Genomic DNA, 24,077 nt, shown 5'->3' on the forward strand with positions numbered 1-24,077 from the left:
CCGCTTCATGGCCCTCACCGGCAACTGCACCGACATGCCCACCCTGTTCGTCGATACCCACGCGCCGATCGATGTTTTGTATGACACTGCCAGCTATCGAATTCGCGCAGTCACTCAGGTGCTTGAGAACATGTCGATGCGCGGTTCAGTCGAGTGCGAATCCTTCATTCTCAGTGACTTTGCCTTGCTCTGCGCTATTCCGTTACGGGATGGGTGCGATGTGCTGGATGTCATTGGACGGCGGTTGCGGGCTCGGCCTTCGGAATAATGTCGAGTGGCTTTTGTGGCGAGGGAGCTTGCTCCCGTTCGGCTGCGCAGCAGTCGTAAACCGAATTCTGCGGTGTGTCTGGCTAATCCGTGGTGTAGGTTTTGGGGCTGCTGCGCAGCCCAGCGGGAGCAAGCTCCCTCGCCACAAGGGCCTGACTGCACACAATCCCCCAAACACCACACCTACATTGGATGGGCGGTGCTTATTGGGGCTTCGGTAACTTGAGCTCCGCACACAACCCACCATCCACGCGATTGCTCAAGGTCAGCGCCCCGCCAATCGCCAGCGCCAATTGCTGGGCAATCGCCAACCCCAACCCGGTCCCGCCGGTGCTGCGATTACGCGAATTCTCCACGCGGTAGAACGGCTGCATCACCTGGGCCAATTGCTCTTCGGCAATCCCCGGCCCTCGGTCCATGACCTTCACCGACAAGCTGCCGTCCGCCTTCGTTTCCACCCACAACTCAGCCGCGCCAGCGAATTTCAGCGCGTTGTCTACCAGGTTAACCAGCACTCGCCGCAAGGCATGGGGCCGGGTGTCGATGACTGCGGCGCTTTTGCCGCCCAGCTGCACGTCTTTGCCCATGTCCTGATAGTCGAACACCAGGCTGTCGAGGAACGAATCCAGATCGGTGCGGCGACTTTCCTCGGTGGCGCCATGGATGCTGCGGGCGTAGGCCACGCCTTCGCGCACCAGGTGTTCCATCTCGCCGAGGTCATTCCACAGTTTGTCTTTTTCGCTGGAGTCGTCCATGAATTCGGCACGCAGTTTCATGCGCGTGATCGGGGTTTGCAGGTCGTGGGAAATCGCCGCCAACAGTTGCATGCGCTCCTTGAGATACGCCGCGATACGCGCTTGCATCGCATTGAACGCCCTGGCGGCGTAGGCGACTTCGGTCGGGCCTTTTTCGTCGAGGTGCACGGCGTGGGTGTTGGGGTCGAGGGTTTCCACGGCTTGGGCGAGGCGGGTGAGCGGGCGGATGGCGATTCTCACGGCCAGCCAGGTGCAGGCGATCAGCAGCGCCAGTTGCCCCAGCAATACCGCCGGCAACCACGKGGACAAAGGCACCATCGCGGGGCGCACGTCGATCGTGACGGGGCTGCCGTCCTTCAATTTCAGGTGGGCCTGGAAGTGTTTCTTCGGGCCGGGGATGTCGGTAAAAGTCAGCGGATATTCATGGCCGATGGCGTCCTGAATCGAGGGGACGGCAATCGGCACATCGCTGGGCGCCATCGGTGTGCCGGGCGAACCTTCATTCAGCAGATAACCATAGTTGGTGCGTTCCAGGCGCTGCAGCCAGCTCGCTCGTTCGTTGGCGGGCAAGCGGTCGAGGATGGCGAGGGAGGTCGAAACGTCGGTTTCCAGATTGCCCAACATCGTATTTTTCGCACTTTCATAACGCTCGTAGTACTGCGCGCCAAAGGACAGCGCCTGGGCGAGGATCAGGCCGATCAGGAAAATCAGCGACAGCCGCGAGGCCAGCGTGCGGGGCCAGTGCAGCGCAAGGTTCATGACGGCGCACCGAGCACTTCCACCGGCAGGGAAAACACATAGCCTTCGCTGCGTACGGTCTTGATGTAGGCCGGTTCCCGGGCATCGTCCAGCAGGCGCTGACGCAAGCGGCTGACCAGCAAATCGATGGAGCGGTCAAACAGATCGGCGTCGCGTCCTTGAGTCAGGTTGAGCAACTGGTCGCGATTGAGCACCCGCTGAGGATGATCGAGGAACGCCCGCAGCAAACGATATTCCGCGCCGCTGAGGGCGACCATGGTGCCGTCCTGGTCCAGCAGATGCCGGGCCGAGGTGTCCAGGCGCCAGCGACCGAACGCCAGCAGGCGACCGCTTTCGGTGATCACCAGATTCGGCGGCAGCATCCGCGTACGGCGCAGCACGGCGTTGATCCGGGCGAGCAGTTCACGGGCGGCGAACGGTTTGACCAGGTAGTCGTCGGCGCCCATTTCCAGGCCGATGATGCGGTCGGTTTCATCGTTGCGCGCGGTGAGCATCAGCACCGGCGTGGCCTTGTGTTTGCCGGCGCGCAGCTCACGGCAGAGCAGCAGGCCATCGTCGCCCGGCATCATGATGTCGAGCACGATCAGGTCCACCGGCGTGGTCTCCAGAAACGCGCGCATCTGCCGTCCATCCGCCACCACGGTGGTGCGCAGGCCGTTCTTCTTCAGGTAATTGCCTACCAGTTCCCGGATCTCGCGGTCATCGTCCACGATGAGAATGTGATCGACGTGTTCCATGGTCGCCATGCCTCTTGAGTAGGAGTTTTCGCGCAGTCTACCGAGTCAAGGCTCGCTCGCCCGCAGCGGTTTGTATTGCAGTGTATCTGGCCTGTCGGCGGATACACGGGGACGCAAAAACAGCCGGTTTCAGGGGTTTTGTATCGCTGTGTATCGCCGGCCGGTGCTGATACATAGCAATTTACTCGCGCCTGTTCCAGACACAGACGGGATACCTCGCGGGCTTCTAATGGCTTCCATCGAGGCAAACCCAAACCGCCTCGGCCCCATCAACGATTTGGCAACGATTGACCCATTGAAGCCCCGAGGAAACCACCATGAATACCAAAGCCGTCTACGCCGCCTGCCTGTTTGCCGCCCTGAACATCTGCACCTTGTCGGCCCGGGCCGAAGCCAATGTCACCCCGCAAACCTACACCTATGGCACGCACCTGGACATCCAGAAAGTGCTGTCGATGAAAGAGGACGCCACGCCTTCCTGCGGGATTGTGAATGCGCGGATGACCTACCTGGATTCCCAAGGCAAAACCCAGGCCCTTGATTACCGCAAATTCGCTGACAACTGCAACGAAGACAACTGAGTCCTTTGCTCACCCGTTATCAATCCCTTTTTTGAAACAGGAATAACTCCATGAACAACGCCACCCGCTTTTTGACCGCCATCGTCTTTTCCATAGCCGGCGTCGCCGCTCATGCCAACGCGGCTGTTGAACAGAGCAGCTGTGGTAGCAGCACCTGCTTCCAACTGACGCCGCTGGTGGCTGAGGATGGTTCCAGCCGCACACCGCAGGGGCAATTGCTTGCAGAGAACGGCTCCAGCCGGACGCCACAGGGCCAGCAGTTGGAAAACCAGATGGCTTGAAGCCAGGCACTGTTCCGATGAACTCAATATTCCCAGTGTGGGAGCAGGCTCGCTCCCACATCGGACTCGTATATTCAAGGTGATCCCCATGTTTCTCATCGCATTCCTGGGCGGCATTTTGACCGTCCTCAGCCCCTGTATCCTCCCGGTCGTGCCGTTTCTGTTTGCCGGTGTTAAACGCACACGCACCTCGATCCTGCTCACCCTCGGTGGCATGGCCCTGACCTTCGCCCTGATCTCCAGCCTGGCCGTGGTCAGCAGCGATTGGGTGATACAAGCCAACAACACCGGCCGCCATGTGGCGCTGATCGTGATGGTGCTGTTTGCGCTGTCGCTGATCTCCGCGCGCATCGGCGGCTGGCTGGCGCGACCGTTCGTGTTGCTGGGCAATCGCCTCGACCCCAACACTCGCAAAATGTCCGGCCCGCTGGGCTCGGTGATGATTGGCGTCGCCACCGGTCTGCTCTGGGCTCCGTGTGCCGGGCCGATCCTCGGGGTGATCCTCACCGGCGCCATGCTGCAAGGCGCCAACGTGCAGACCAGTCTGCTGCTGGTGGCGTATGGCCTGGGCAGCGCGTTGTCACTGGGCACCTTGATCTTCGCCGGTCGCGGCCTGGTCAATCGCTTGAAACCGTCGATTCCGGTCACCGGTTGGCTGCGTCGCGGCGCCGGTGCCGGGGTGTTGGTCGCGGCGGCAGTCATCGCCACCGGAACCGATAACAGGCTGCTCGCCGGCACTTCGTCCGAAGGCGTCACGACCGTTGAACAGCAGGTGCTGGAAACCGTACCGAAAGTGGTCGATTACCTGGTCAGCAAGGTCAAGGCCGACCCGATGGACGCGGCCAAAGGTGCGATGCCGTCACTCTCCGGCGCGGTCGAATGGCTCAACTCGCCAGCGCTGAGCAACGACTCCCTGCGCGGCAAGGTGGTGCTGGTGGATTTCTGGACCTATGACTGCATCAACTGCCAGCACACCTTGCCCTACGTGAAGGACTGGGCGAAAAAATATGAAAAGGACGGCCTGGTGGTGGTCGGCGTGCACACCCCGGAATACGGTTACGAACGCATCCTCGACAACGTTCGCGATCAGGTGAAAAAACTCGGTATCACCTACCCGGTGGCGATCGACAATAACTACGCGATCTGGCGCGCCTTCGACAACCAATACTGGCCGGCTCACTACCTGATCGATGCCAAGGGGCAGGTGCGTTACAGCCACTTTGGCGAGGGTCGCTACGAGACTCAGGAGCAGATGATCCGGCAGCTGTTGGAAGAGGCCAAGGCGCCTGCCGCGTGACCTTTCCAATCAATGGCTCACAGGTTGCGCACCATGAGCCATTGGTCGTTTTCCCAGGCCTGAAAACGCTCCAGCACTGTCCATCCGCGTCTGGCGTAGTAATCGCTTTGGTCCCGGGTGTGCAAATAGATCTTCGCCACGCCACGTTCCCTGGCCTGCGCGCATATCCCTTCAATCAAACGCTCCGCCAATCCTTTTCCCCTTGCTTGGGGTGTGACGAACACACAAGCCAGCCAAGGACCCAGGTCAGGCCGGTGAGCCAGGTCGGCGGCGGCCAGTGCCGCACCACCCAGCAGGCGGTCTTCATCCAGGGCGATCAAACATTGCCATGTGCCGTCAAATTGGCCGTCAGCGAATTCCCGTTGCCACTGAGGCAAGGGCTGGTCGGCGTATTCATAGTGGAATTGTTGGTGAATCCATGAAGCAAAGATGTCGCTGTGGTGCATGTGGTGAGCGAGCCAGTCCAGGCGAGGCATGGGGGAATCCTTTCAAAAGACGGTGGCCCATAAGAGCTGATTCATGGCGCATCGGCAATCCCGTGGGCCGGGTGTTAATCCTGCGTTACAAACGCATGACCATGCATCGGAGACCGGCGCATTTCGTGAGTCTGCCGGACGACCGGGCAGGACGGATACCTGTCCGGGAGCTTTAGTTTGTGGACGGGGTCACTTGCGACCCTGCCATCACCATCATGAAAGGGAGAGGGTTATGCCTAAGTTCATTATTGAACGCGAGCTTCCAGGAGCTGGCGCACTGCCGCCGCAGGAACTCAAAGCGATCTCGCAAAAATCCTGCGATGTGTTGCGTGGATTGGGGCCGCAAGTGCAATGGCAGCAGAGTTACGTCACGGGCGACAAGATTTATTGCGTGTACATCGCGCCGAGCGAGGAGCTCATCAGGGAGCATGCCAAACAAGGTGGTTTTCCGATCAACAGCGTTTCCCGAGTTGTGAACATCATCGATCCCACCACGGCGGAGTAAGCCGGGACGCGTTCCAACCCGCAGCGGAGCAGACTTCATGAGCACACCCATTGATCTCACCGCCCTGAAAAACCGTCAGATGACTGCGTGGGCCAGCGGCGACTACGCCGTGATCGGCACCACCCTACAGATCGTCGGCGAGCTATTGGCCGAAGCCTGTGACTTGCTCTGTGATGAGCGGGTGCTGGACGTCGCTGCGGGCAACGGTAATGCCACGCTTGCCGCTGCGCGCCGGGGCTGTAAGGTCACGTCCACCGACTATGTGGCCAAGTTGCTTGAGCGTGGCGAAGACCGGGCACGGGCGGAACACCTGAACGTGACCTTTCAGGTGGCCGATGCCGAGGCGCTACCTTTCGAGGATGCCAGTTTCGATGCCGTGCTCTCGACCTTTGGGGTGATGTTTACCCCGGATCAACCCAAGGCGGCTGCGGAACTGGCGCGGGTGTGTCGTCCGGGAGGCCGGATTGGCCTTGCCAACTGGACGCCCGAGGGCTTTGTCGGCCAGATGTTCAAGGTCCTGGGGCGCCACATGCCGCCACCCGTAGGGGCTCAACCACCTTCAAACTGGGGCTCCGAAGCGTGGTTGCACTCGCACTTCGATCAGCGCGACTTCGTGCTTCAGGTGACACGACGCTTATTCAACTTCCGCTATCGTTCGGCCGCCCATTTCATCGACACCTTCCGCACCTGGTATGGCCCGGTTCACAAGGCTTTTGCGACCCTGCCACCCGAAGGGTCCGCCGCCCTGGAACACGACCTGACGGAACTGCTCAAGCGCCTGAACCGAGCGGGAGAGCGGTCGCTGGTGGTGCCAAGCGAATACCTGGAGGTGGTGATCACCCGGCGTTGAACCGGGAACGGAGCGACRAAAATCCTGTAGGAGCGAGGCTTGCCCGCGAAGAACGATGACGCGTAATACCTGAAAAACCGCGGYGCATTCTTCGCGGGCAAGCCWCGCTCCTACAGGTTCTGTGCCTTAACTTAATGGCATTGTCACTCATCCAGTGATTCGGTATACACCACCCACACGCTGCATGGCATTTTGTACAGCACATGCTCCACCGTGCTGCCGATCAACCGGCCCATGCCGCGATGGCCGATCCGGCCCATGACGATCACATCCACATCATGGGTCTCGGTGTAGTGGGTCAGTACCTTGGTCGGGTTGCCCATGATCATGTGCCGCTGCTCCGGCGCGATGCCGTTGCGCGCGGCCAGTTCGTTGAACGCATCCTCCTGGAGGTCGAACAGGGTCTTGATCTGGCCTGAAGAGAAAAGCGCCGAACCGTTATAGAAGTTGAACTCATCCGCGCTGATGGCTGAAAGGTCACAGGCGTAGACCACATCGAGCTCGGCATTGCAGGCGCTCGCCAGTTTCGATGCTTCGTGAAGGATTCTGTCGTTGAAGCTTTTGTAGTGATCGTCGCGATGAAGCGGGTCGACCGCGGCGACGATCTTGCGCGGCAACGCGCGAGTGGCATGGCTGACGAAATGCAGCGGCACCGGGCATTCGCGCAGCAAATGCACGTCGAGGGGCGTAAACACCAGTCGCGACAGCCGCGATTGATGCTCCAGCGCCTTGATCAGCACGTCCATCGGCTGCTCTTTGAGGTGAATCAGGATTTCCTCCAGCGGATGCTCGACCCAGGCCACCTCGGTGGTGACGTGTACACCGATCTTGCGCAAGGGATGGGCCTGTTCCTCAAGCCACTGGCGGTGACGCTCGACGTAGCCCAAGCGCATCTGTTCCAGGGCTTTTTCGTTGACCAGGCTGGCGGTCGCCAGACCTTCCAGATAGTCGAAGGCCACGATGTGCAGGGCCGCCCCCTCGGCCTTGGCCAGCATCGCGGCCCGGTCGAAGGCGGGGCTGTGCTCCATCAGCGGTGAAGCGACCAGCATGAAGCGTGATTCACCAGACATGACAAACCTCCCGTGGGTAAGCGAGCAGACGGTGGTCGTTCAATACATCTCAATCCTTTCATTATTGACCATGATCAACCCCTCGTCCGGTTCTAATGTGGGAGCGGGTTTGCTCGCGATGCGGTCTCAAGCGTCTTCCAAAGCTCGCGCATCGTCGGGTTCTGATTGGCGATCGAACAATACGAACGAATCTCCAGCCGGGTCTTCCATTCATCGCCGCCGGCCAGCACCAATTGCCCTCGCTCCAGTTCATCGGTCACGGCGCTCAGGGGCAGCCAGGCAACGCCGTAGCCCTCGATCGCCATTCTCATCAGCAACATGGCCATGTCCGCCTCAAAGCAACGATCAAGCACGCAAGCAGTCGGTGCATTCTTGATGACGATATCGGCCACGCGACCCAAAAAAGTGGTCGCGGTATAGGCCAGGTGCGGCACTGGCTTGGCGGCCGTCCCCGGCAGCCGATGCAACGGTTTGCCGTTATTGTCCGGCGCGCACAGTGGAACGAACGAATCATGCCCCAGGGTCAAGCTGCCGAACTTCTCGGGGTCGAGCTGGATCGGGGCGAGGGGATGGTGGTAGACGATCATCAAATCGCAGCTGCCTTCCTCCAGCGCAATCACCGCATCGTGGATGTTCGCAGCCACCACGCGAGCATTGAAGGGCTCATTCTGCTGTTGAAACTGGGTGAGCCATTTAGGCAGGAAGGTCATTGAAAGACTGTGCCCGGCGGTGACCTGAATCGAGCGCCCCGGCATTCGTTCGCCTTCGCGAAGGGCCAGGCGCAATTGCAGCAACGCCGACAGCGCCTCGCGCCCCTCTTCACAGAAGCTGCGGCCCGCTTGAGTCAGCTGGACAGGATAAGTGCCGCGATCCACCAGTTCGGCGCCCACCCATTCTTCAAGTGAACGAATCCGCCGGGACAACGCGGACTGCGTGACGCAACGCACTTCCGCCGCTCGGGAAAAGTTCTTCCATTCGGCAATCGCCAGAAGATCGTCCAACCATTTGGTTTGCATGCTGGCACCTCATTGCGTCTCTGGCGAAGAGTTTACTGCGGTGCAATGGCGCCATTAAGGGAATTTCGCAAACTATTCCAAAAACGCATCAGCCTATGGTGATTACTCATCATCCGGCGTGAATGGCGTCCTTAGAATCGGTGCCACAACCCCGCTGCCGCAGAACATCGGGGCACTTCAATCTTGTCTCCTGCCAAGTAAAAAGACCTACAAAACCACTTGAGGAAATGCACCGTGAAAAGAAACAGACTACCCCGCCAGATTGCGATGGCTATCGCCTTGGGCGTCCTTGCAGGTTGGGCCTGCCATCATTTCGCAGCGGATGAGAAAGCCGCCAGGGAGATCGCCTCCTACTTCTCGATGGTGACGGACATTTTCCTGCGGTTGATCAAGATGATCATCGCGCCTTTGGTGTTCGCCACACTGGTCGGTGGTATTGCCAGCATGGGTAATTCCCGATCCGTAGGGCGGATCGGCGCGAGGGCGATGATCTGGTTCGTGTCGGCCTCAATCATTTCGCTGTTCATTGGCATGTTGCTGGTGAATGTGTTCCAGCCAGGCGCGGGTCTGGATCTGCAGGTGACTCAAGGCGCAGCGGCGCCGGCCGTTGTCAGCACGGGTGACTTCAGCCTCAAGGTATTCATCAGTCACGTGTTCCCTCGAAGCATCGCAGAAGCCATGGCCAACAATGAGATTCTGCAAATTGTAGTGTTCTCTCTGTTTTTCGGCTTTGCGCTGGCAGGCATCAAGCGCGCTGGCTATACGAAGATCACCGACAGCATTGAAGAACTGGGCAAGGTGATGTTCAAGATCACTGACTATGTCATGGCCTTTGCGCCAGTTGGTGTCTTTGCCGCCATCGCTTCGGCCATCACCACCCAAGGTCTCGGCTTGCTGGTCGATTATGGAAAACTGATTGCCGAGTTCTACCTGGGCATTGTGATTCTATGGGGCGTGTTGTTCGCTGCCGGCTACCTGTTTCTGGGGCGTTCAGTCTTTACCCTGGGCAAGTTGATCCGCGAACCCATTTTGCTGGCATTCTCGACGGCCAGTAGTGAGTCCGCCTATCCAAAAACCATGGAAGCGCTGGAGAAGTTCGGCGCACCCAAGCGGGTATCCAGCTTCGTACTGCCACTGGGGTACTCATTCAACCTCGACGGCTCGATGATGTATCAAGCCTTCGCCATTATGTTCATCGCTCAGGCCTACAACATTGATTTGAGCTTTACGCAGCAGCTGCTGATCTTGCTGACGCTGATGATTACCAGCAAGGGCATGGCGGGTGTTGCCCGGGCTTCGGTGGTGGTCGTGGCGGCGACGTTGCCCATGTTCAATCTGCCAGAGGCTGGCATTTTGCTGATCATCGGTATTGATCAGTTCCTCGATATGGCCAGGACGGCCACCAATGTGGTGGGCAACAGCATCGCAACAGCCGTGATCGCTAAATCCGAGCCTCTCGAAGAGCCGGACGACGTGCCGCAAACCGAGGTGTCCCCACTGCCTGTTCGCTCTGTAGCCACCGTCTGAGCGCTATCACCATGAAAACGAAATCAAAGCCATCCCGTGAGTCTTCATTGGTACACAAACTGGGCATCGTCGGCGGGCTTGGCTCACTGGCCGGCGGCGATCTTTTCTATAAGTTGGTGAAGTCCAGGGCGGTGCTTGAGGATCAAGGCCGCTATCACTTCCTGTTCGAGCAACACCCGTTCAAAGATGTGCTGATGCCGTTGGATCGGGGCGCGAGCATGACCTCCAGAAAGTTCTATGTTTTCCAGGTCTGTCAGACTTTCGAGGCCAGCGGGGTCAGCGCGATCGTACTGCCGTGTTTTGCCAGTCACACTTTCCGCGAAGAGATACAGGAGGAGATAGGCATACCGGTTCTGGACATGATGGCCGCATTGCGCAGGCACATCGATCATGTTGTTGAACCCGGCACGGTATTGGGCATTCTCGCCTCAGACTATGTTCGTCACGCCGGTTTGTTCGAACGCTACTTCGGCTCCGACTTCAAACTCGTTTATCCAGGTGCCGACGAACAATCGGGGTTGATGGAAGCGATGTATGGCGTCAACGGCATCAAGGATGGCTACCTTGACGGTGTACCGCTGGAATGTGTGTATCAGGCCTGCCTGTCGCTTCAGGAGCAGGGGGCCACGATGGTCTTGCCGGGCATGACCGAGCTCTCGTTGGTCAGCGGCGACCTGCAGCGGCGGGGCATCACGGTGCTGGATATCAATGAGATTTATGCCGTCTTCGCGACCCAGCAGAAAGGTCAGTCGAATCGCCCACCCTTCAAGCTTGGGATCGTCGGCGGGGTGGGGCCTGCGGCAACGGTCGATTTCATGGGCAAGGTGGTTGCGCATACACCGGCCGGCCGTGACCAGGAGCACATCAAGATGGTGGTCGAACAAAACCCCCAGATTCCTGATCGCACCGCCAATTTGCTGAATGACGAAACCGATCCGACGATGGCGATGTATGCCACCTGCAAGCGGCTTGAAAGTGCAGGAGCCAATGCGATTGCGATCCCGTGCAACACCGCCCACGCATTCGTCGAGCGCATCCAGGCACACTTGCGCGTACCCATTGTGAACATGCTTGCCGAGACGGTAGAGGCCATCGTTCAGCGGTATGGCGCCGGGAAAACAGTCGGTCTGCTGGCGACGTCGGGCACGATCAAGAGTCAGGTCTACCACGAGGCCGCCCGGCGAGTCGGGTTGCACATAGTCGCCCCCGGGGTGGATTACCAGGCGCTGGTCATGGATGCGATTTATGGGGCGCTCGGGATCAAGGCCGGGTTCACCGAGGGCCTTTGCAGGGACCAACTCCTGATCGCCGCCGAGCACTTGTGTGAACTGGGCGCCGATGTGCTTATCCTGGGATGCACGGAGTTGCCGCTGGTGCTGCAGCATAGCGAGGCCTTCATGATCAAGGGGCATCAAGTGGCATTGATCGACCCGACGACCATTCTGGCTATGAAGTGTATTCAGCTTGCCCGTGAACATTCGGGCGAGCGATCAAATTTGCATCTTGGCTAAATAATTTTTGCGCCCCGTGCCTCCAGCAACTCCCGCAATACGGAACGGTGGCAGTGCGCTTCGTCTTCGCAATAACACCCCACGGCCAGCGAGGTTTGATGGGAGAGGGCGGCCAGCAGGTCCAGCAGCTGACTGGGCGCGGGATGGTTCATCTCGGCCTTGAACTTGCGCTTGAAGGTCTCCCAGGCTTTGGCATCTTCTGCCGCTTTGGCTTCGGCCACCAGTTCGGGGCTGGGGGACAGCAGCGGTTGCCACACATCATAGAAATCACGGCTGGCGAATTCGGCCTTCGGTACGCCACGGGGCGGGCGGCGTACCGTGCCCAGGCGCAGGCCTTCATTTGCGGTGCGAGGTGAACCGAGTCGCACGATATGGATGGGCATGAGTGCAGTGCCTATTTGAGCCGCGAGCCGTCGAACCACTCCAGCGCCGTGCGCCAGATGCAGATCCCCAGGAAGTACGCCGACATCAGCAGCCACAGGCCCATCACCAGTGGATTGATGACCGGATGGTTGAGCACCAGCGACAAGCTGCACAGCAACCAGATGGCCGTCACGGCAATGTTGATCGGCATGAAGCGGCGCACGCGGAACGGGTGCAGGAATTTCATTCGAGTCACGGTCAACAGCGCCAGGCCGATCACGGTGAGCAACGTGATCCACGGCGACGGACCGATGATGTACAGGCACAACGCAACCACATTCCACGCGGCCGGGAAGCCCTGGAAGTAGTTGTCCTTGCTCTTCATGTTGACGTTGCAGAAGCAGAACAGCGACGACACCAGAATCAGCGACACGGTCAGCAGCAGGGTGTAGTCCGGCAACGGGATGTAACGGTAGATGAACAGCGCCGGGATAAACACATACGTCAGGTAGTCGATCACCAGGTCGAGGATCGAGCCGTCGAAACTTGGCAGCACCGATTGCACATTGACCTTGCGTGCCAGCGCGCCGTCCAGCCCGTCGACGATCAGCGCCACGCCCAGCCACAGCAGGCAATGGGTGGGCTGGTTCTCCAGCAGGGCGAGGGTCGCGAGGAAAGCAGTGACCACGCCGGTGGCGGTAAAACCATGGGCGCCCCATGCTTTGAGCCTGGCGATGTGTACGGTGGATATCACGGGGGCGTTCTCCAGAAAATGAAGCAAGCCAGTTATCACCCTGCTATTGAGGGCGTCGGCAAACCGGATCGGGTTGCAGGTATCGACCGGATTTTCGGGGATAAGGTTCACCACCTTTGAATCTTAGACGCCGCGCAAAAAAATACCCCGGAAATATCCGGGGTACGTCATGAGCGTTGTATGCCAGTGTTGTCAGCTTAATGAGGAAAGAACACACGCAGCCGATGGCTATCCGGGTCAAGGGCGACGAAGGTGCGACCGAAGTCGAGTTCGGTCGGTGTTTGCAGCATGGTCAGCCCGAGAGCGCTCCACTTGGCAAACAGTGCATCGACCTGTTCGGCAGACTCCACCGGGAACGCCAGCTCGGTCCCGCCGCCCGTTACAGTCGTTGCAGGTTCGGCGGTATGCCGCGACCAGAGCCCCAGTTTATAGCCGTCGTCCAGGACAAACAGGGCGAAGGTCGGCGACTCTTCCACGGGCTTGCGCTCCAGCAGAAACTCATAAAACCGTGCACTGACGGCGGGGTTGTCCACGAAAAGCAAAATGAAACGGGGAGTGATCATGGGGTTGCTCCATTAGAAGGTGGGCGCAGCATAAAAGGAGGCGCTGTCAGTTTCTGTCAGGAGTGTGAAGGGGCACCATTTGACGTCAGCCAGACGGAGTTGGCGGAATGTCCGGCGAGGACTATCGTTGCCTGACTTGGTTTCTGCCCATCAATGAGGACGTCGTCATGAACACCAGCGATTTGCTTGAGCAATTACTGCGGGCCGGCCAGGGCTCGTTGTCGCAACAAGGTGGTGGTGCGGCGTCGACTCAAGGCGGCTTGGGTGGCTTGCTCGGTGGCCTGTTGGGTGGCAGCGCGAGTGGAGGTGCTGGCGGCGGAGGTCTGGGAGGTTTGCTCGGTGGTCTGTTGGGCGGCGGTTCCCCTTCGGGCGGTTCAAGCCAATCGCGCTCGGGCGGCACCAACTATGCGGCGTTGGCCTCTTTGGGGATGATGGCCTTCCAGGCCTATCAGGCATGGCAACGCAGCCAGGCCTCGGCACCCCAACAGGCGCCGCGTACCGTTGATCTGTTGTCCGGTCCGGAAATCGAAGACCACAGCCACGCCATCCTTCGCGCCTTGATCGCCGCCGCCAAGGCCGACGGCCGTATCGACGACGCCGAGAAACAAATGATCAGCACTGAAATCGGCCGCCATACCGACGACCCGCAACTGCAACAATGGCTCGATGACGAAGTCGCCCGGCCGCTGGATGCCGCCGATGTGGCGCAGTCCGCTCAGGACCCGGGCATGGCCGCCGAGATGTACCTGGCCAGCGTGATGCTGGTGGACGATCAGCAGGACGCCGAGCGCAATTATCTGGATGAACTGGCCGCTGCGCTGAAGATCGATCCAGAGCTGCAACTGCACCTGGAGCAACAGGCCAAGGGCGGTGCGGCTTAAAAGGTTGAAAACGTGCCGTGCCTGCAACGACGCGACGAACGACGAGGCGGCCCCTCCTGCATGAAATACGTATTCCTGCAGGAGCTGCCGCAGGGCTGCGATCTTTTCGCGGCCATAACGCCTAATCGGTAACCTTCAAGCCCAATGCTGCAAAACACTCTTCGATCGATCGCCGCTGCGTCTCGGCATACAAGCCCAACYCATCAATCGTCGGCCGTCCCAGCGCCTTTTCGAACGCCTGTTGGTTCGAATGCACGCCATAGTGGGTTTGCGCCGCGTCCCCCAGGTTCGACTGAAAAATCCCCGCCGCACTGACCGGCAGGAAATCTTCGTACACCAGCGGTTCAACCCGTACATACCCGTCGCGGAGCAAATCCTCCAGCGACGCGTCTTTCAGCCCATCCGCCGCCAGGCCTTTTTCGGTCACGAAGTAGCGAAAGTACGCCAGTTCCTGTTGGCGCATATCCTCAACGGTGTCAGGGAATTCGCCAAAGTGCTGCGTCATTAGCGCGTTGTAGCGTGCGGCATTGGCTTCGTTGGGAAACTCCTTGAGCTCATCCCGGGCAGCGTTGAGCAAACGGTCGTAAAGCGCCCGGCCCTTAGGTGTGAGCGCCGCGCCGCGCTGTTCGATTTCACCGAAGCGGGCGCTGTGGCTGCCACACATCTCGGCTTGATCGGTAAAAGCGACAGGCTCGTCCAGCGCCTTGAAGCTGGTTTGACGCAGCAGAATCGGGCATTGGCGGCGGGGTGGGCCTTCGATCACCGCTTTGGGGGTAATGCCATGGGCGGGCATTTGTGCCTGGACGATGTCGATGTCCAGGGTGCGTGGTGTCAGGTGATTGATGTGTGGGCCTTTGAAGGCCACCACGTCGGCGATCAGTCGATGCTGGGCGCTGAGTTGCTGGTACTGCTTGGCGGTGACGGTGGCGCTGTGGTGCCAGCGGAAGGTTTCCAGGGCTTGTGCGACGAAGTCTTGCGCCTCGTATTCGGTCAGGCCGCCCTGGGTTTCGGCGCGCTCGATGAGCGTCAGCGCGGCCGGGGTGAAGATTGAACGCTGGTCCAGCACTGATTGGGCAAAGGCCCGCAGTTCGGTGTCTTCGATCAGTTCCAGGCGCAGTAGCGAGGTGAACACCCGGAACGGGCTGACCTGCAACGCCGCCTCATGCACGGCACGAAATGCAGTGGAATGCACCGGCACGCCGGCCGGGGTCAGGTCGTAATAGCCCACCGGTTGCATGCCCATCACCGCGAACAGGCGGGCGAGGGTTGCCAGTTCAGTGGCGGTGCCGACGCGGATTGCACCGTGGCGCTCCAGGTCCAGCCGCTGGATTTCCCCGGTGCTGTGCAGCTGTCGGGCGATTTGCGGGTCGCTGTCCAGCACGTGGCGGTTGGTCTGCTCCACCAGTTCCATCAGCGCGCCGTACAGCGGCACTTCTTCGCGGTACATGTCGGACATCGCTTTGGAGAAGCGTTGGCGGATCAGGTCAGGGCTGACGAAATTCGGGTGGCTCATGAAAAAAATTCCTGGCGCAGTGACGTAACGGATGCCGGAAAAGATCGCAGCCTTCGGCGGCGCCGACAAACGAAGTTTCTGACGAACTTCATTCTGCCAAGGACTGTTCTTGCCACTCAGGCTGCTCGGTCAACGCAGCACTTGGTCCACCAATTCGATCCAGTGCCTGACTGGGGTACGCCCGGCGCTGTTGAGGTGGCTCTGGCAGCCGATGTTGGCGGTGGCGATGACTTCTGGGTGGCCGCTTTCCAGGGCGTTGAGTTTGTTGTCGCGCAGTTGCCGGGCCAACTCCGGTTGGGTGATCGAATAGGTGCCCGCCGAGCCGCAACACAAATGACTGTCGGGTACAGCTGTGAGATTGAAGCCCAACCGCGTCAACACGGCCTCGACCGCGCCGCCGAGTTTCTGTGCGTGCTGCAAGGTGCAGGGGCAGTGAAAGGCGATCCGTCGGTCGGTGGCGGCGCAAACTCGCTCCAACGGCTCATCGGCCAGCACTTGCACCAGGTCCAGCGCCATTTCGCTGACTCGCCGTGCCTTGGCCGCATAAACCGGGTCGCGCTCCAGCAGATGCCCGTAGTCCTTGATGAATGCGCCGCAGCCGCTGGCGGTTTGCACGATGGCTTCGGCGCCGCTTTCCAGGTACGGCCACCAAGCGTCGATGTTGCGTCGGGCGCGGTCCAGGCCCACGGCTTGGGCGTCGAGGTGATAGTCCAGCGCACCGCAGCAGCCGGCTTCCGGCACCGCAATCACACTAATTCCCAGCCGATCCAGCACCCGCGCCGTCGCGGCGTTGGTGTTCGGTGACAGACCGGGTTGTACGCAGCCTTCGAGCATCAACACCTGGCGCGCATGCCGAGGGACGGGGCGTTCGCCCGGAGCAGGGAGGTCGTGGGGTAACTTCGCCTCAACCCCCCGTGGTAGCAACGGCCGGAAAGTGGCGCCGATCTGCAGCAGGGTCTTGAACAGGTTCGGGTTTGGCGCCAATGCCCGCAGGCCCTGACGCAACAGCCGTTGGCTGGCCGGGCGCGGCACTGCTTGATCGATCACGGCGCGGCCAATGTCCAGCAGGTTGTGATAATCCACCCCGGACGGGCAGGTGGTTTCGCAGTTGCGGCAGGTCAGGCAGCGATCCAGGTGCAATTGGGCCTGGGCCGTGGCGGGGGCGCCTTCGAGCACTTGCTTGATCAGGTAGATGCGCCCGCGTGGCCCGTCCAGTTCGTCGCCGAGCAGTTGATAGGTCGGACAGGTGGCGTTGCAAAACCCGCAGTGCACGCAGGTGCGCAGAATCTTGTCCGCTTCTTCGGCGCGGGGCAGTTTCCGGGACTGCTCGCTAAGGTTGGTTTGCATCTAGAACTCCGCGTACATCCGGCCAGGGTTGAACAGCCCTTGCGGGTCCAGTTGCGCCTTGAGTTGCCGGTGATAGCGCAGCAGCGCCGGGGCCAGGGGCTGGAAAGGCGTTTCTGTGACGCCATGGCTGAAACAGGTGGCATGGCCGCCGTGCTGCTGAGCCAGTGATTGAATGTTATCGGCTGCGGATTTCAACCAGCGTTGCGCGCCACCCCAGTCGATCAACTGCTCGCCGGGCAAGTCCAGTGGCCCGAGGTTATTGGGCAATGACAAGCGCCACAGCGGCAGGCCTTCATTGAAAAAGTCTAGTCGTTGTTCGTTCAGGTCGGACCAATAGCCCGAGTCCAGCGGCTCGCCACCGAGCCGTTGATGGGCCGCCGCGACCGAGCCTTCGCCGCCTTCCAGGCGCAGGTACAAACGCTGGCCGTCGTGGCTGGCGGCGCTGATGGGCAGCGGTTGCTGGCCCCATTGCGCCAGATTGGCCAAGGCGCGGGCGCAGTCGATGTCCAGGCTGATGCTCAGGCATTGCCGGGGTTTGGGCAGCACCTTGAGCGAGACTTCGGTCAGCACCCCGAGGCAGCCGTAACTGCCGACCATCAGGCGCGACAGGTCATAACCGGCGACGTTTTTCATCACTTCGCCGCCAAAGCGCAGGTGAGTGCCCAGGCCGCTGATCACCCGCGTACCGAGGACAAAGTCCCGCACCGAGCCGGCCCACGGGCGCCGTGGCCCGGACAGCCCCGCCGCGATCATCCCGCCGACCGTGGCGCCTTCGCCGAACGACGGCGGCTCGCAGGGCAACATTTGCCCCGCGGCATCCAGCGCGGCAAACAGTTCGCTCAGCGGTGTGCCGGCGCGAACGCTGATCACCAGTTCCGTCGGGTCATAGCTGACGATGCCGCAGTGGGCGCGGGTATCGAGCACTTCGCCGGCCACTTCACGGCCGAGAAAGGCCTTGGTGTTCCCTCCCTGAATGCGCAGCGGCGTGGCGTTTTCCAGCGCCTGCCTGACCTGGTCGAGCAGGGCTTCACTGGCATCGAAATCTGCCATCAGAAACGCTCCAGGTCAGGGAACGGCAGTTTTCCTGCGTGAATGTGCATCGCGCCGAATTCCGCGCAGCGGTGCAGGGTCGGGATGTTCTTGCCGGGGTTGAGCAGCCCCTGCGGGTCAAACGCGGCTTTCACCGCGTGAAACAAGGTCAACTCGTCACTGTTGAACTGCGCGCACATCTGATTGATTTTCTCCCGGCCCACGCCGTGCTCACCGGTGATGCTGCCGCCGACTTTCACGCACAGTTCGAGGATCTTGCCGCCGAGGGCTTCGGCCCGTTCCAGTTCGCCGGGCTGGTTGGCGTCGAACAGGATCAGCGGGTGCATGTTGCCGTCGCCGGCGTGGAACACGTTGGCTACCCGCAAGCCATATTCTTGCGCCAGGCTGGCGATGCCCTTGAGTACGCCGGGCAGTTCGCGGCGGGGGATGGTGCCGTCCATGCAGTAGTAATCCGGCGAGAGGCGGCCGATGGCCGGGAAGGCGTTTTTGCGTCCGGCCCAGAACCGCACGCGCTCGGCCTCGTCCCGGGCCTGGCGCACCTCGCTGGCGCCGGCCTGTTGCAACACCTCGCGGACTCGCTCGCAATCGTCATGGACATCGGCTTCGACGCCGTCCAGTTCGCACAGCAGGATCGCTTCGGCATCCACTGGGTAACCGGCGTGGATGAAATCCTCGGCGGCGCGGATCGCCAGGTTGTCCATCATTTCCAGGCCACCGGGTATGATCCCGGCGGCGATGATTTCGGCCACCGCGCGACCGGCCTTTTCCACGGAATCGAAACTGGCCAGCAGGACTTTGGCGACCTGAGGCTTGGGCAGCAGTTTGACCGTGACTTCGGTGATGATCCCCAGCAAGCCTTCGGAGCCGGTAAACAGCGCCAGCAGGTCAAACCCCGGAGCGTCCAGCGAGTCGGCGCCGAGGGTCAGGTGTTCGCCTTCAAGGGTCAGGATTTCGAGTTTCAGCAGGTTGTGCACAGTCAGGCCGTACTTGAGGCAATGCACGCCACCGGCGTTTTCCGCGACATTGCCGCCGATTGAGCAAGCGATTTGCGAGGACGGGTCCGGTGCGTAATACAAACCGAAGGGCGCCGCTGCCTGGGAAATCGCCAGGTTGCGCACCCCTGGCTGGACCCGTGCGGTGCGGGTGGCGGGGTCGATGTGCAAGATGTTGTTGAATCGCACCATCACCAGCAACACGCCTTTGTCCAGCGGCAGCGCACCGCCGGACAACCCGGTGCCGGCCCCGCGCGCCACCACCGGCACGTTCCGGGCATGGCAGAGCTTGAGCAGTGCCTGCACCTGTTCAAGATGCCGGGGCAGGGCCACCAGCATCGGCGTGGTGCGATAGGCCGAGAGACCGTCGCATTCGTAGGGCTTGAGTTCTTCCTCGCGCCAGAGGATGTCCAGGTCCGGCACCTCCTGTTGCAAGGCCTTGAGCAACACGGCCTTGTCGACATTGGGCAGGGCGCCGTCGATGCGTTCGTCGTAAAGAATGTTCATCAATCGCGCCTCGTATGAATCGCCGAGCATCCCCCCGAATTATCTGCCAACCCGTAGCAGCTGCTATGAGGCGGTGGGGGTCATGTGATGCGCCCGCAAAAACTCCCGGTACAAGCGTGCGGTTTTGGTCGGCTGCTCAACCATCGGCATGTGGCCGACACCGTCCCAGATTTCCACCCGCAGATCGGCGATGCCCTTGCTCCAGACGGGCACGCTGCTGACGTCGATCAAGCGGTCCTTGCGCCCCCACAGCAGCAGCGCCGGGCATTTGATATCGGGCAGTTTTGGTTCCATCGGCGGGCTGGCCCGGAAGTCCCTGAAGATTTCTTCCAGCTCGTCGCGCTGCTGTTCATAGCGCTGGGCGACAGCGTCCAGCACGATCCCCGGTACCCATGGCGGCGAAGCCATGGTCATGGCGTAGAAATGCTGAAACTCTTCACGGGAATGAATCAGGAACGGGTTATGGCCGCGAGCCAGGTGGCGATCCATGTCGCTGGGTTCCGGGGCAGTGACGCCAGCCGGATCGAGCAGCGCCAGCGAGACGATACGCTCGGGGTAATTGACCGCCAGCCATGCCGCGATGTAGCCACCCATGGAATTGCCGATCACGTGCACCTTCTCGACGCCGCAGACATCGAGCAATTGGATCAATCGTTTGGCCTGGACCGGAATGTCGTAGCCACCACCGGCCTTGAAGCCGGTTTCGCCATGGCCGGCGAGGTCGGGGATGATCACCCGGTAGTCGTTGACGAAATGCCGGGCGAAGCGCAGCCAGATATTCTTGTCGGCGCTGTAGCCGTGCAGCATCAGTATGTTGCTGGAGGCTTCGTAGGGGCCGCCTTGCCAGGTCGAGACGGTCATTTCGGTGATCGGCACGATAAGCTTGTGCAACCGATACAGCCGGGCCTCCAGCGCCATGTTCAAGTCATAGAGCCAGTAACCGATGGCCGGGTAGCTCAACCAGCTCCAGGCCGCGAAAACGGCGATAGCGACAACCAACAAAAGCATCAGGCTATTCCTTTTGCAGTGATCAGGACGGAAGGTGGTTGGCGGAGCCTCTGCAGCGGCCTCCTGTTTATCGTGGTTTATCGATCCCTTACTTCATGTATAGACAAACATTGGGCACTCGCCTCATCGCGATACCACACTATTGGAGCTACCAGCTGTCAGACCGTCATCCGGTGATGGCTATTCGCCGTTCCCCTGATAGACTTCAATCACTTTCACCCATGTGATGTCAGGCTCGGTTCAGTAGTACAGAGGCCTCTATGGAAAAAAAGGGAGGAAAGGGACTTTCATTGGCCAGGAGGCTTTATGGGTCGCGCATCCTGGGTCTGGCCCTTGGACTATTGTGTGTCGGTGCAGGGATGTATCCACTCGACCCCGCGCCCTGGGTCTGGGTGGTGATGCTGTTCAACGGCGTCATCTGGCCGCATGTGGCCTATCAATGGGCGCGTCGGGCGAAAATTCCTTATCACGCCGAACACCGCAACATTCTGGTGGACGCGTTTCTCGGCGGTTTCTGGGTGGCCGCCATGCAGTTCAATCCGCTACCCAGCGCAGCTACGCTGTCGATGATGGCGATGCACAACGTGGCCATCGGTGGCTTGCGTTTTCTGTTGGCGGGCGCCGTCGCGCAGATCCTCGGGATCGGCCTCGGGCTGCTGGTGTTCATGCCGGCTTTTGTCCCGCAAACCAGTCCATTTCAGCTATACGCCTGTTTACCTTTACTGTCGATTTATCCGATGTCCCTGGGCTGGGTCTGCTTCCGTCAGGCCCACACTCTGGGCCGACACAAGCGCGAGTTGCTGGCCCTGAGCCGCACCGACAGCCTGACTGGCTTGCTGAATCACGGCGCCTGGAAAGACCAGCTGGAAATCGAGTTTCAGCGTTGCCGGCGCCAGCAGAAGGGTGGGGCGATTGCGTTGATCGACATCGACCATTTCAAGACCATCAACGACACCTACGGCCATGTCGCCGGGGACATCGTCTTGCGTCAGCTGAGCAAAATCCTCAAGCAGAACCTGCGGGCAGCCGATGTCGCCGGCCGCTATGGTGGCGACGAATTCTGCGTGCTGCTGCCGGACCTGCCGCTGGAGCGTGCCGCCGTGGCGATGGATGCGCTGCGTGCTCGTTTCGCCACGTTGGGTTACGAGCAGAACCCGGCGCTGAAGGTCAGCTTGAGCATCGGCCTGGCGGCCTTCAACCCGGCCCACGACGAAGCGACCCTGTGGCTCAACGACGCCGACCAGGCGCTCTACGAAGCCAAGAGCACCGGCCGTAACCGCGTCATTTGCCATGGCGACGGCAAGCCGCGTAAAGAGTTGCTGGATTCTGTGTAACCCAATAACCACACAATCCCGCTCCCACAGGGAATGTGTGGTCATGCAGGTTTGTATGTGTCGCATCCGGTGTAGAGCCTTGCGTCGTAGTCAGGTAGGGTCTAAAGACCCCGACACGAAACAAGGATCGATTCATGACGTTCAAGCTCCCGCGTTCCTTCCTGGCCACCAGTCTTGGCCTGACCCTCGCCCTCGGCACCTTCACCCCCGCAGCCTTCGCCGAACCCCACAAACAAGTCCTCGCCGATGCTGAACAGTACAAGGCAGAAGCCCTGAAACTGCTGGAACGGCTGGTGAACATCGACTCCGGCTCCGGCTATGAACCGGGCCTGACCCAGGTGAGCGACATCGCCATCGAAGAGTTGAAGAAACTGGGTGCCACCATCGAACTGGTGCCCAACACCCCGGACGAGAGCAACCATGTGCTGGCTATCCTCAAGGGCACCGGCAAGGCGAAAATCCTGCTGATGGCGCACATGGACACCGTGTTCAAGGAAGGCTCCGCCACCGAGCGCCCGTTCCACATCAAGGACGGCCGCGCCTATGGGCCAGGCGTGATGGATGACAAGGGCGGCATCGTCGCCGGGATCTACGCGCTGAAAATCCTTAAGAACCTCGACTTCAAGGACTACGCGCAGATCACCTTCCTGCTCGATGCCAGTGAAGAAACCGGCTCGGACGTCGCCACCGACCTGATCAAGAAAACCGCCAAGGCCCACGACGTGACCCTCAACCTCGAACCGGGGCGCCCGGCCGATGGCCTGGTGGTCTGGCGCAAAGGCAGCGCCACCGCCGTGGTCGAGGTCAAAGGCAAGGCTGCCCATGCGGGCGTTGCCCCAGAATTGGGGCGTAACGCTGCCATGGAAGCCGCGCACCAGATTCTGCAACTCGGCAAACTGGGCGATGAAGCGAAGAAAACCACCATCAACTTCACCGTGCTCAAGGCCGGCGACCGCACCAACGTGATTCCGGACCAAGCCACCGCCAAGGCTGATGTGCGGGCGGCGGTGCCGGAAGAATTCGACCGGATCGAAAAGGACCTGGCGCGGGTGTCGAAGGACAAACTGATTGCTGATACGCAAGTCACCACCAGCCTCAAGCGCGGCTTGCCACCGATGCCGCAAACGGCGGAATCGGATCGCTTGATGGCCATGGCTCAAGGCATTTACGGCGAAATTGGCCGCAAGTTGACGGAAGAAGGCAGCGGCGGGGCGGCAGATGCGAGTTTGTCCGCGGGTGTTGGCACGCCGACGCTGGACGGGTTCGGGATTGTCGGCGGCAATATCCACACGCCTGAGGAGTACGCCGAGGTCGAAAGCGTGGCGCCGCGGATTTATTTGCTGTCGCGGATGATTATGGAATTGGCCAAGCAATAAGCCACACTGCCCGCTGATCGACAAACTTCGCAGGCAAGCCTCGCTCCTACAAGTTATGCGCAAAATCCTGTAGGAGCGAGGCTTGCCCGCGAAGACGGCAGTTCAGGCGCAACCCATCCGCCTACTCGATCGGTGTATCGATAAACACCTCAAGCCCTTCGGCATACGCCGTGAACGCGTTGATCAGTGGAAACTGCGCAGCATCCACCTGATCCGGCACCACCAGGTTGGTAAAACTCCAGGCCACCGCCAGGCTAATCCCATCCTGAGCAATCGAGCCATCGGTCTTCAGCGGCTGCTTTTCCAGCTCCCGCTCCAGCGCCGAATACGCTGCCGCCAATTGTCCTTCGACCCGTTTCACCCAAGGCGCGTACTGAATTTCCGCTGGCCGCAGGTTGCGTTCGTAGTAAAGCTGCACCGACTTCTCGCACGCGGCCAACGCCAGGCCGATCAGCCGCAGCGAGCGCAAGCGTTGAACCGGATTGTCGGATATCAGGCTTTTACCCGGAGCGGCCAGGGCTTCGAGGTAATCGATGATCAGCGTTGAATCCATCAACACCTCACCGTCATCCAGCACCAGCGTCGGCGCCTTCACCACCGGGTTGATCTGCTGGAACTGCTCGAAGTGCCTGAACACCGAAACCGACGCGTGTTCCAGCGGGATGCCCAGGCATTTGGCGGAAATGGCGACGCGCCGCACGTAGGGCGAATCCAGCATGCCGATCAGTTTCATTGAGCCTCTCCTTACAGACGGTCC

25 protein-coding genes are annotated in these 24,077 nt (G+C 60.5%); 11 read left to right on the forward strand and 14 right to left on the reverse strand.

From position 1 onward, the window contains the following. Nucleotides 1–268, forward strand: a 268-nt coding sequence (locus AC1DIS_RS19850) for a hypothetical protein (RefSeq protein WP_477781036.1), incomplete at its 5' end; no start/stop codon positions are given. Between the two features lie 202 nt (nt 269–470). Here AC1DIS_RS19850 and AC1DIS_RS19855 read toward each other — a convergent pair. Together AC1DIS_RS19855 and AC1DIS_RS19860 are read right to left on the reverse strand one after the other, a co-directional pair. Further along, a complete protein-coding gene (locus AC1DIS_RS19855; RefSeq protein WP_477781037.1) occupies nt 471–1,781 on the reverse strand; it encodes an ATP-binding protein in 1,311 nt (436 codons plus the stop codon). Next, a complete protein-coding gene (locus AC1DIS_RS19860) occupies nt 1,778–2,518 on the reverse strand; it encodes a response regulator (protein ID WP_477744557.1) in 741 nt (246 codons plus the stop codon). The genes AC1DIS_RS19855 and AC1DIS_RS19860 overlap by 4 nt, the downstream gene beginning before the upstream one ends. A 317-nt stretch (nt 2,519–2,835) precedes the next feature. On the opposite strand from AC1DIS_RS19860, the gene AC1DIS_RS19865 reads away from it, so the two are divergent. From AC1DIS_RS19865 to AC1DIS_RS19875, 3 genes are all read left to right on the forward strand, one after another. Continuing rightward, a complete protein-coding gene (locus tag AC1DIS_RS19865) occupies nt 2,836–3,099 on the forward strand; it encodes a DUF2790 domain-containing protein (RefSeq protein ID WP_019649304.1) in 264 nt (87 codons plus the stop codon). Nucleotides 3,100–3,149: 50 nt separating this feature from the next. Then, nucleotides 3,150–3,380 (forward strand): hypothetical protein, encoded by a 231-nt coding sequence (locus tag AC1DIS_RS19870; RefSeq protein WP_477744558.1) that lies wholly within the window; start codon nt 3,150–3,152, stop codon nt 3,378–3,380. Nucleotides 3,381–3,468: 88 nt separating this feature from the next. After that, nucleotides 3,469–4,677: a cytochrome c biogenesis protein DipZ gene (locus AC1DIS_RS19875; protein ID WP_018928054.1), complete on the forward strand. Its 1,209-nt coding sequence runs from the start codon at nt 3,469–3,471 to the stop codon at nt 4,675–4,677. Between the two features lie 17 nt (nt 4,678–4,694). On the opposite strand, the gene AC1DIS_RS19880 is transcribed toward AC1DIS_RS19875, so the two are convergent. Continuing rightward, complete coding sequence (locus tag AC1DIS_RS19880; RefSeq protein ID WP_018928053.1) at nt 4,695–5,153, reverse strand: GNAT family N-acetyltransferase; 459 nt, start codon at nt 5,151–5,153, stop codon at nt 4,695–4,697. A 232-nt stretch (nt 5,154–5,385) separates the two neighbouring features. Between AC1DIS_RS19880 and AC1DIS_RS19885 the strand changes: the two genes are divergently transcribed. Continuing rightward, nucleotides 5,386–5,658: a DUF4242 domain-containing protein gene (locus tag AC1DIS_RS19885; RefSeq protein ID WP_018928052.1), complete on the forward strand. Its 273-nt coding sequence runs from the start codon at nt 5,386–5,388 to the stop codon at nt 5,656–5,658. A gap of 37 nt (nt 5,659–5,695) precedes the next feature. Then, the gene (locus AC1DIS_RS19890) at nt 5,696–6,508 is read left to right on the forward strand and encodes a class I SAM-dependent methyltransferase (protein WP_064617012.1); all 813 of its coding nucleotides are present in this window, start codon (nt 5,696–5,698) and stop codon (nt 6,506–6,508) included. A gap of 143 nt (nt 6,509–6,651) precedes the next feature. Here the strand turns inward: AC1DIS_RS19890 and AC1DIS_RS19895 are convergent, their stop codons facing one another. Together AC1DIS_RS19895 and AC1DIS_RS19900 are read right to left on the reverse strand one after the other, a co-directional pair. Further along, nucleotides 6,652–7,578 carry a universal stress protein gene (locus AC1DIS_RS19895; RefSeq protein WP_064617013.1) on the reverse strand — a complete coding sequence of 309 codons (927 nt, stop codon included), beginning with the start codon at nt 7,576–7,578 and terminating at the stop codon, nt 6,652–6,654. Between the two features lie 92 nt (nt 7,579–7,670). Continuing rightward, entirely contained in the window at nt 7,671–8,594 is a 924-nt protein-coding gene (locus AC1DIS_RS19900; protein ID WP_018928049.1) for a LysR substrate-binding domain-containing protein, read from the reverse strand. 234 nt (nt 8,595–8,828) lie between these two features. Here AC1DIS_RS19900 and AC1DIS_RS19905 point away from each other — a divergent pair, with 234 nt between their 5' ends. Together AC1DIS_RS19905 and cuyB are read left to right on the forward strand one after the other, a co-directional pair. Further along, a complete protein-coding gene (locus AC1DIS_RS19905) occupies nt 8,829–10,121 on the forward strand; it encodes a dicarboxylate/amino acid:cation symporter (protein ID WP_064617014.1) in 1,293 nt (430 codons plus the stop codon). Nucleotides 10,122–10,132: 11 nt separating this feature from the next. After that, complete coding sequence (gene cuyB / locus AC1DIS_RS19910; protein ID WP_477744559.1) at nt 10,133–11,632, forward strand: cysteate racemase; 1,500 nt, start codon at nt 10,133–10,135, stop codon at nt 11,630–11,632. Here the strand turns inward: cuyB and AC1DIS_RS19915 are convergent. The 3 genes from AC1DIS_RS19915 to AC1DIS_RS19925 all read right to left on the reverse strand — a co-directional run bounded on the left by AC1DIS_RS19915 (nt 11,629) and on the right by AC1DIS_RS19925 (nt 13,312). Next, complete coding sequence (locus AC1DIS_RS19915) at nt 11,629–12,015, reverse strand: DUF488 domain-containing protein (RefSeq protein ID WP_477744560.1); 387 nt, start codon at nt 12,013–12,015, stop codon at nt 11,629–11,631. The genes cuyB and AC1DIS_RS19915 overlap by 4 nt on opposite strands. 11 nt (nt 12,016–12,026) lie before the next feature. Further along, nucleotides 12,027–12,749, reverse strand: a complete 723-nt coding sequence (pcsA, locus tag AC1DIS_RS19920; protein ID WP_018928045.1) for a phosphatidylcholine synthase — start codon at nt 12,747–12,749, stop codon at nt 12,027–12,029. Nucleotides 12,750–12,946: 197 nt separating this feature from the next. Continuing rightward, nucleotides 12,947–13,312, reverse strand: coding sequence for a VOC family protein (locus AC1DIS_RS19925; RefSeq protein ID WP_018928044.1), 366 nt, complete (start codon nt 13,310–13,312; stop codon nt 12,947–12,949). 107 nt (nt 13,313–13,419) lie between these two features. Between AC1DIS_RS19925 and AC1DIS_RS19930 the strand changes: the two genes are divergently transcribed. Then, the gene (locus AC1DIS_RS19930; protein ID WP_138867220.1) at nt 13,420–14,193 is read left to right on the forward strand and encodes a tellurite resistance TerB family protein; all 774 of its coding nucleotides are present in this window, start codon (nt 13,420–13,422) and stop codon (nt 14,191–14,193) included. Between the two features lie 121 nt (nt 14,194–14,314). Here AC1DIS_RS19930 and hglS read toward each other — a convergent pair whose 3' ends face one another. From hglS to AC1DIS_RS19955, 5 genes are all read right to left on the reverse strand, one after another. After that, the gene (gene hglS, locus AC1DIS_RS19935) at nt 14,315–15,706 is read right to left on the reverse strand and encodes a 2-oxoadipate dioxygenase/decarboxylase HglS (RefSeq protein ID WP_477781038.1); all 1,392 of its coding nucleotides are present in this window, start codon (nt 15,704–15,706) and stop codon (nt 14,315–14,317) included. A 129-nt stretch (nt 15,707–15,835) separates the two neighbouring features. Then, nucleotides 15,836–17,053 (reverse strand): glycolate oxidase subunit GlcF, encoded by a 1,218-nt coding sequence (glcF, locus tag AC1DIS_RS19940; protein WP_477744562.1) that lies wholly within the window; start codon nt 17,051–17,053, stop codon nt 15,836–15,838. Continuing rightward, entirely contained in the window at nt 17,054–18,103 is a 1,050-nt protein-coding gene (glcE, locus tag AC1DIS_RS19945) for a glycolate oxidase subunit GlcE (RefSeq protein ID WP_477744563.1), read from the reverse strand. It abuts the gene before it with no gap. After that, nucleotides 18,103–19,602: a glycolate oxidase subunit GlcD gene (gene glcD / locus AC1DIS_RS19950; protein ID WP_477744564.1), complete on the reverse strand. Its 1,500-nt coding sequence runs from the start codon at nt 19,600–19,602 to the stop codon at nt 18,103–18,105. The genes glcE and glcD overlap by 1 nt, the downstream gene beginning before the upstream one ends. A 63-nt stretch (nt 19,603–19,665) precedes the next feature. Further along, nucleotides 19,666–20,610, reverse strand: coding sequence for an alpha/beta fold hydrolase (locus AC1DIS_RS19955; protein ID WP_258613683.1), 945 nt, complete (start codon nt 20,608–20,610; stop codon nt 19,666–19,668). Between the two features lie 260 nt (nt 20,611–20,870). Here AC1DIS_RS19955 and AC1DIS_RS19960 point away from each other — a divergent pair, with 260 nt between their 5' ends. Together AC1DIS_RS19960 and AC1DIS_RS19965 are read left to right on the forward strand one after the other, a co-directional pair. Beyond that, nucleotides 20,871–21,944, forward strand: a complete 1,074-nt coding sequence (locus AC1DIS_RS19960; RefSeq protein WP_026286574.1) for a diguanylate cyclase — start codon at nt 20,871–20,873, stop codon at nt 21,942–21,944. A 134-nt stretch (nt 21,945–22,078) separates the two neighbouring features. Continuing rightward, a complete protein-coding gene (locus AC1DIS_RS19965) occupies nt 22,079–23,320 on the forward strand; it encodes a M20/M25/M40 family metallo-hydrolase (protein ID WP_477744565.1) in 1,242 nt (413 codons plus the stop codon). A 121-nt stretch (nt 23,321–23,441) separates the two neighbouring features. On the opposite strand, the gene AC1DIS_RS19970 is transcribed toward AC1DIS_RS19965, so the two are convergent. Then, complete coding sequence (locus AC1DIS_RS19970) at nt 23,442–24,053, reverse strand: glutathione S-transferase (RefSeq protein ID WP_019582695.1); 612 nt, start codon at nt 24,051–24,053, stop codon at nt 23,442–23,444. Between the last annotated feature and the right edge of the window lie 24 nt (nt 24,054–24,077).

It is taken from the genome of Pseudomonas sp. 05N433, from assembly GCF_056396925.1.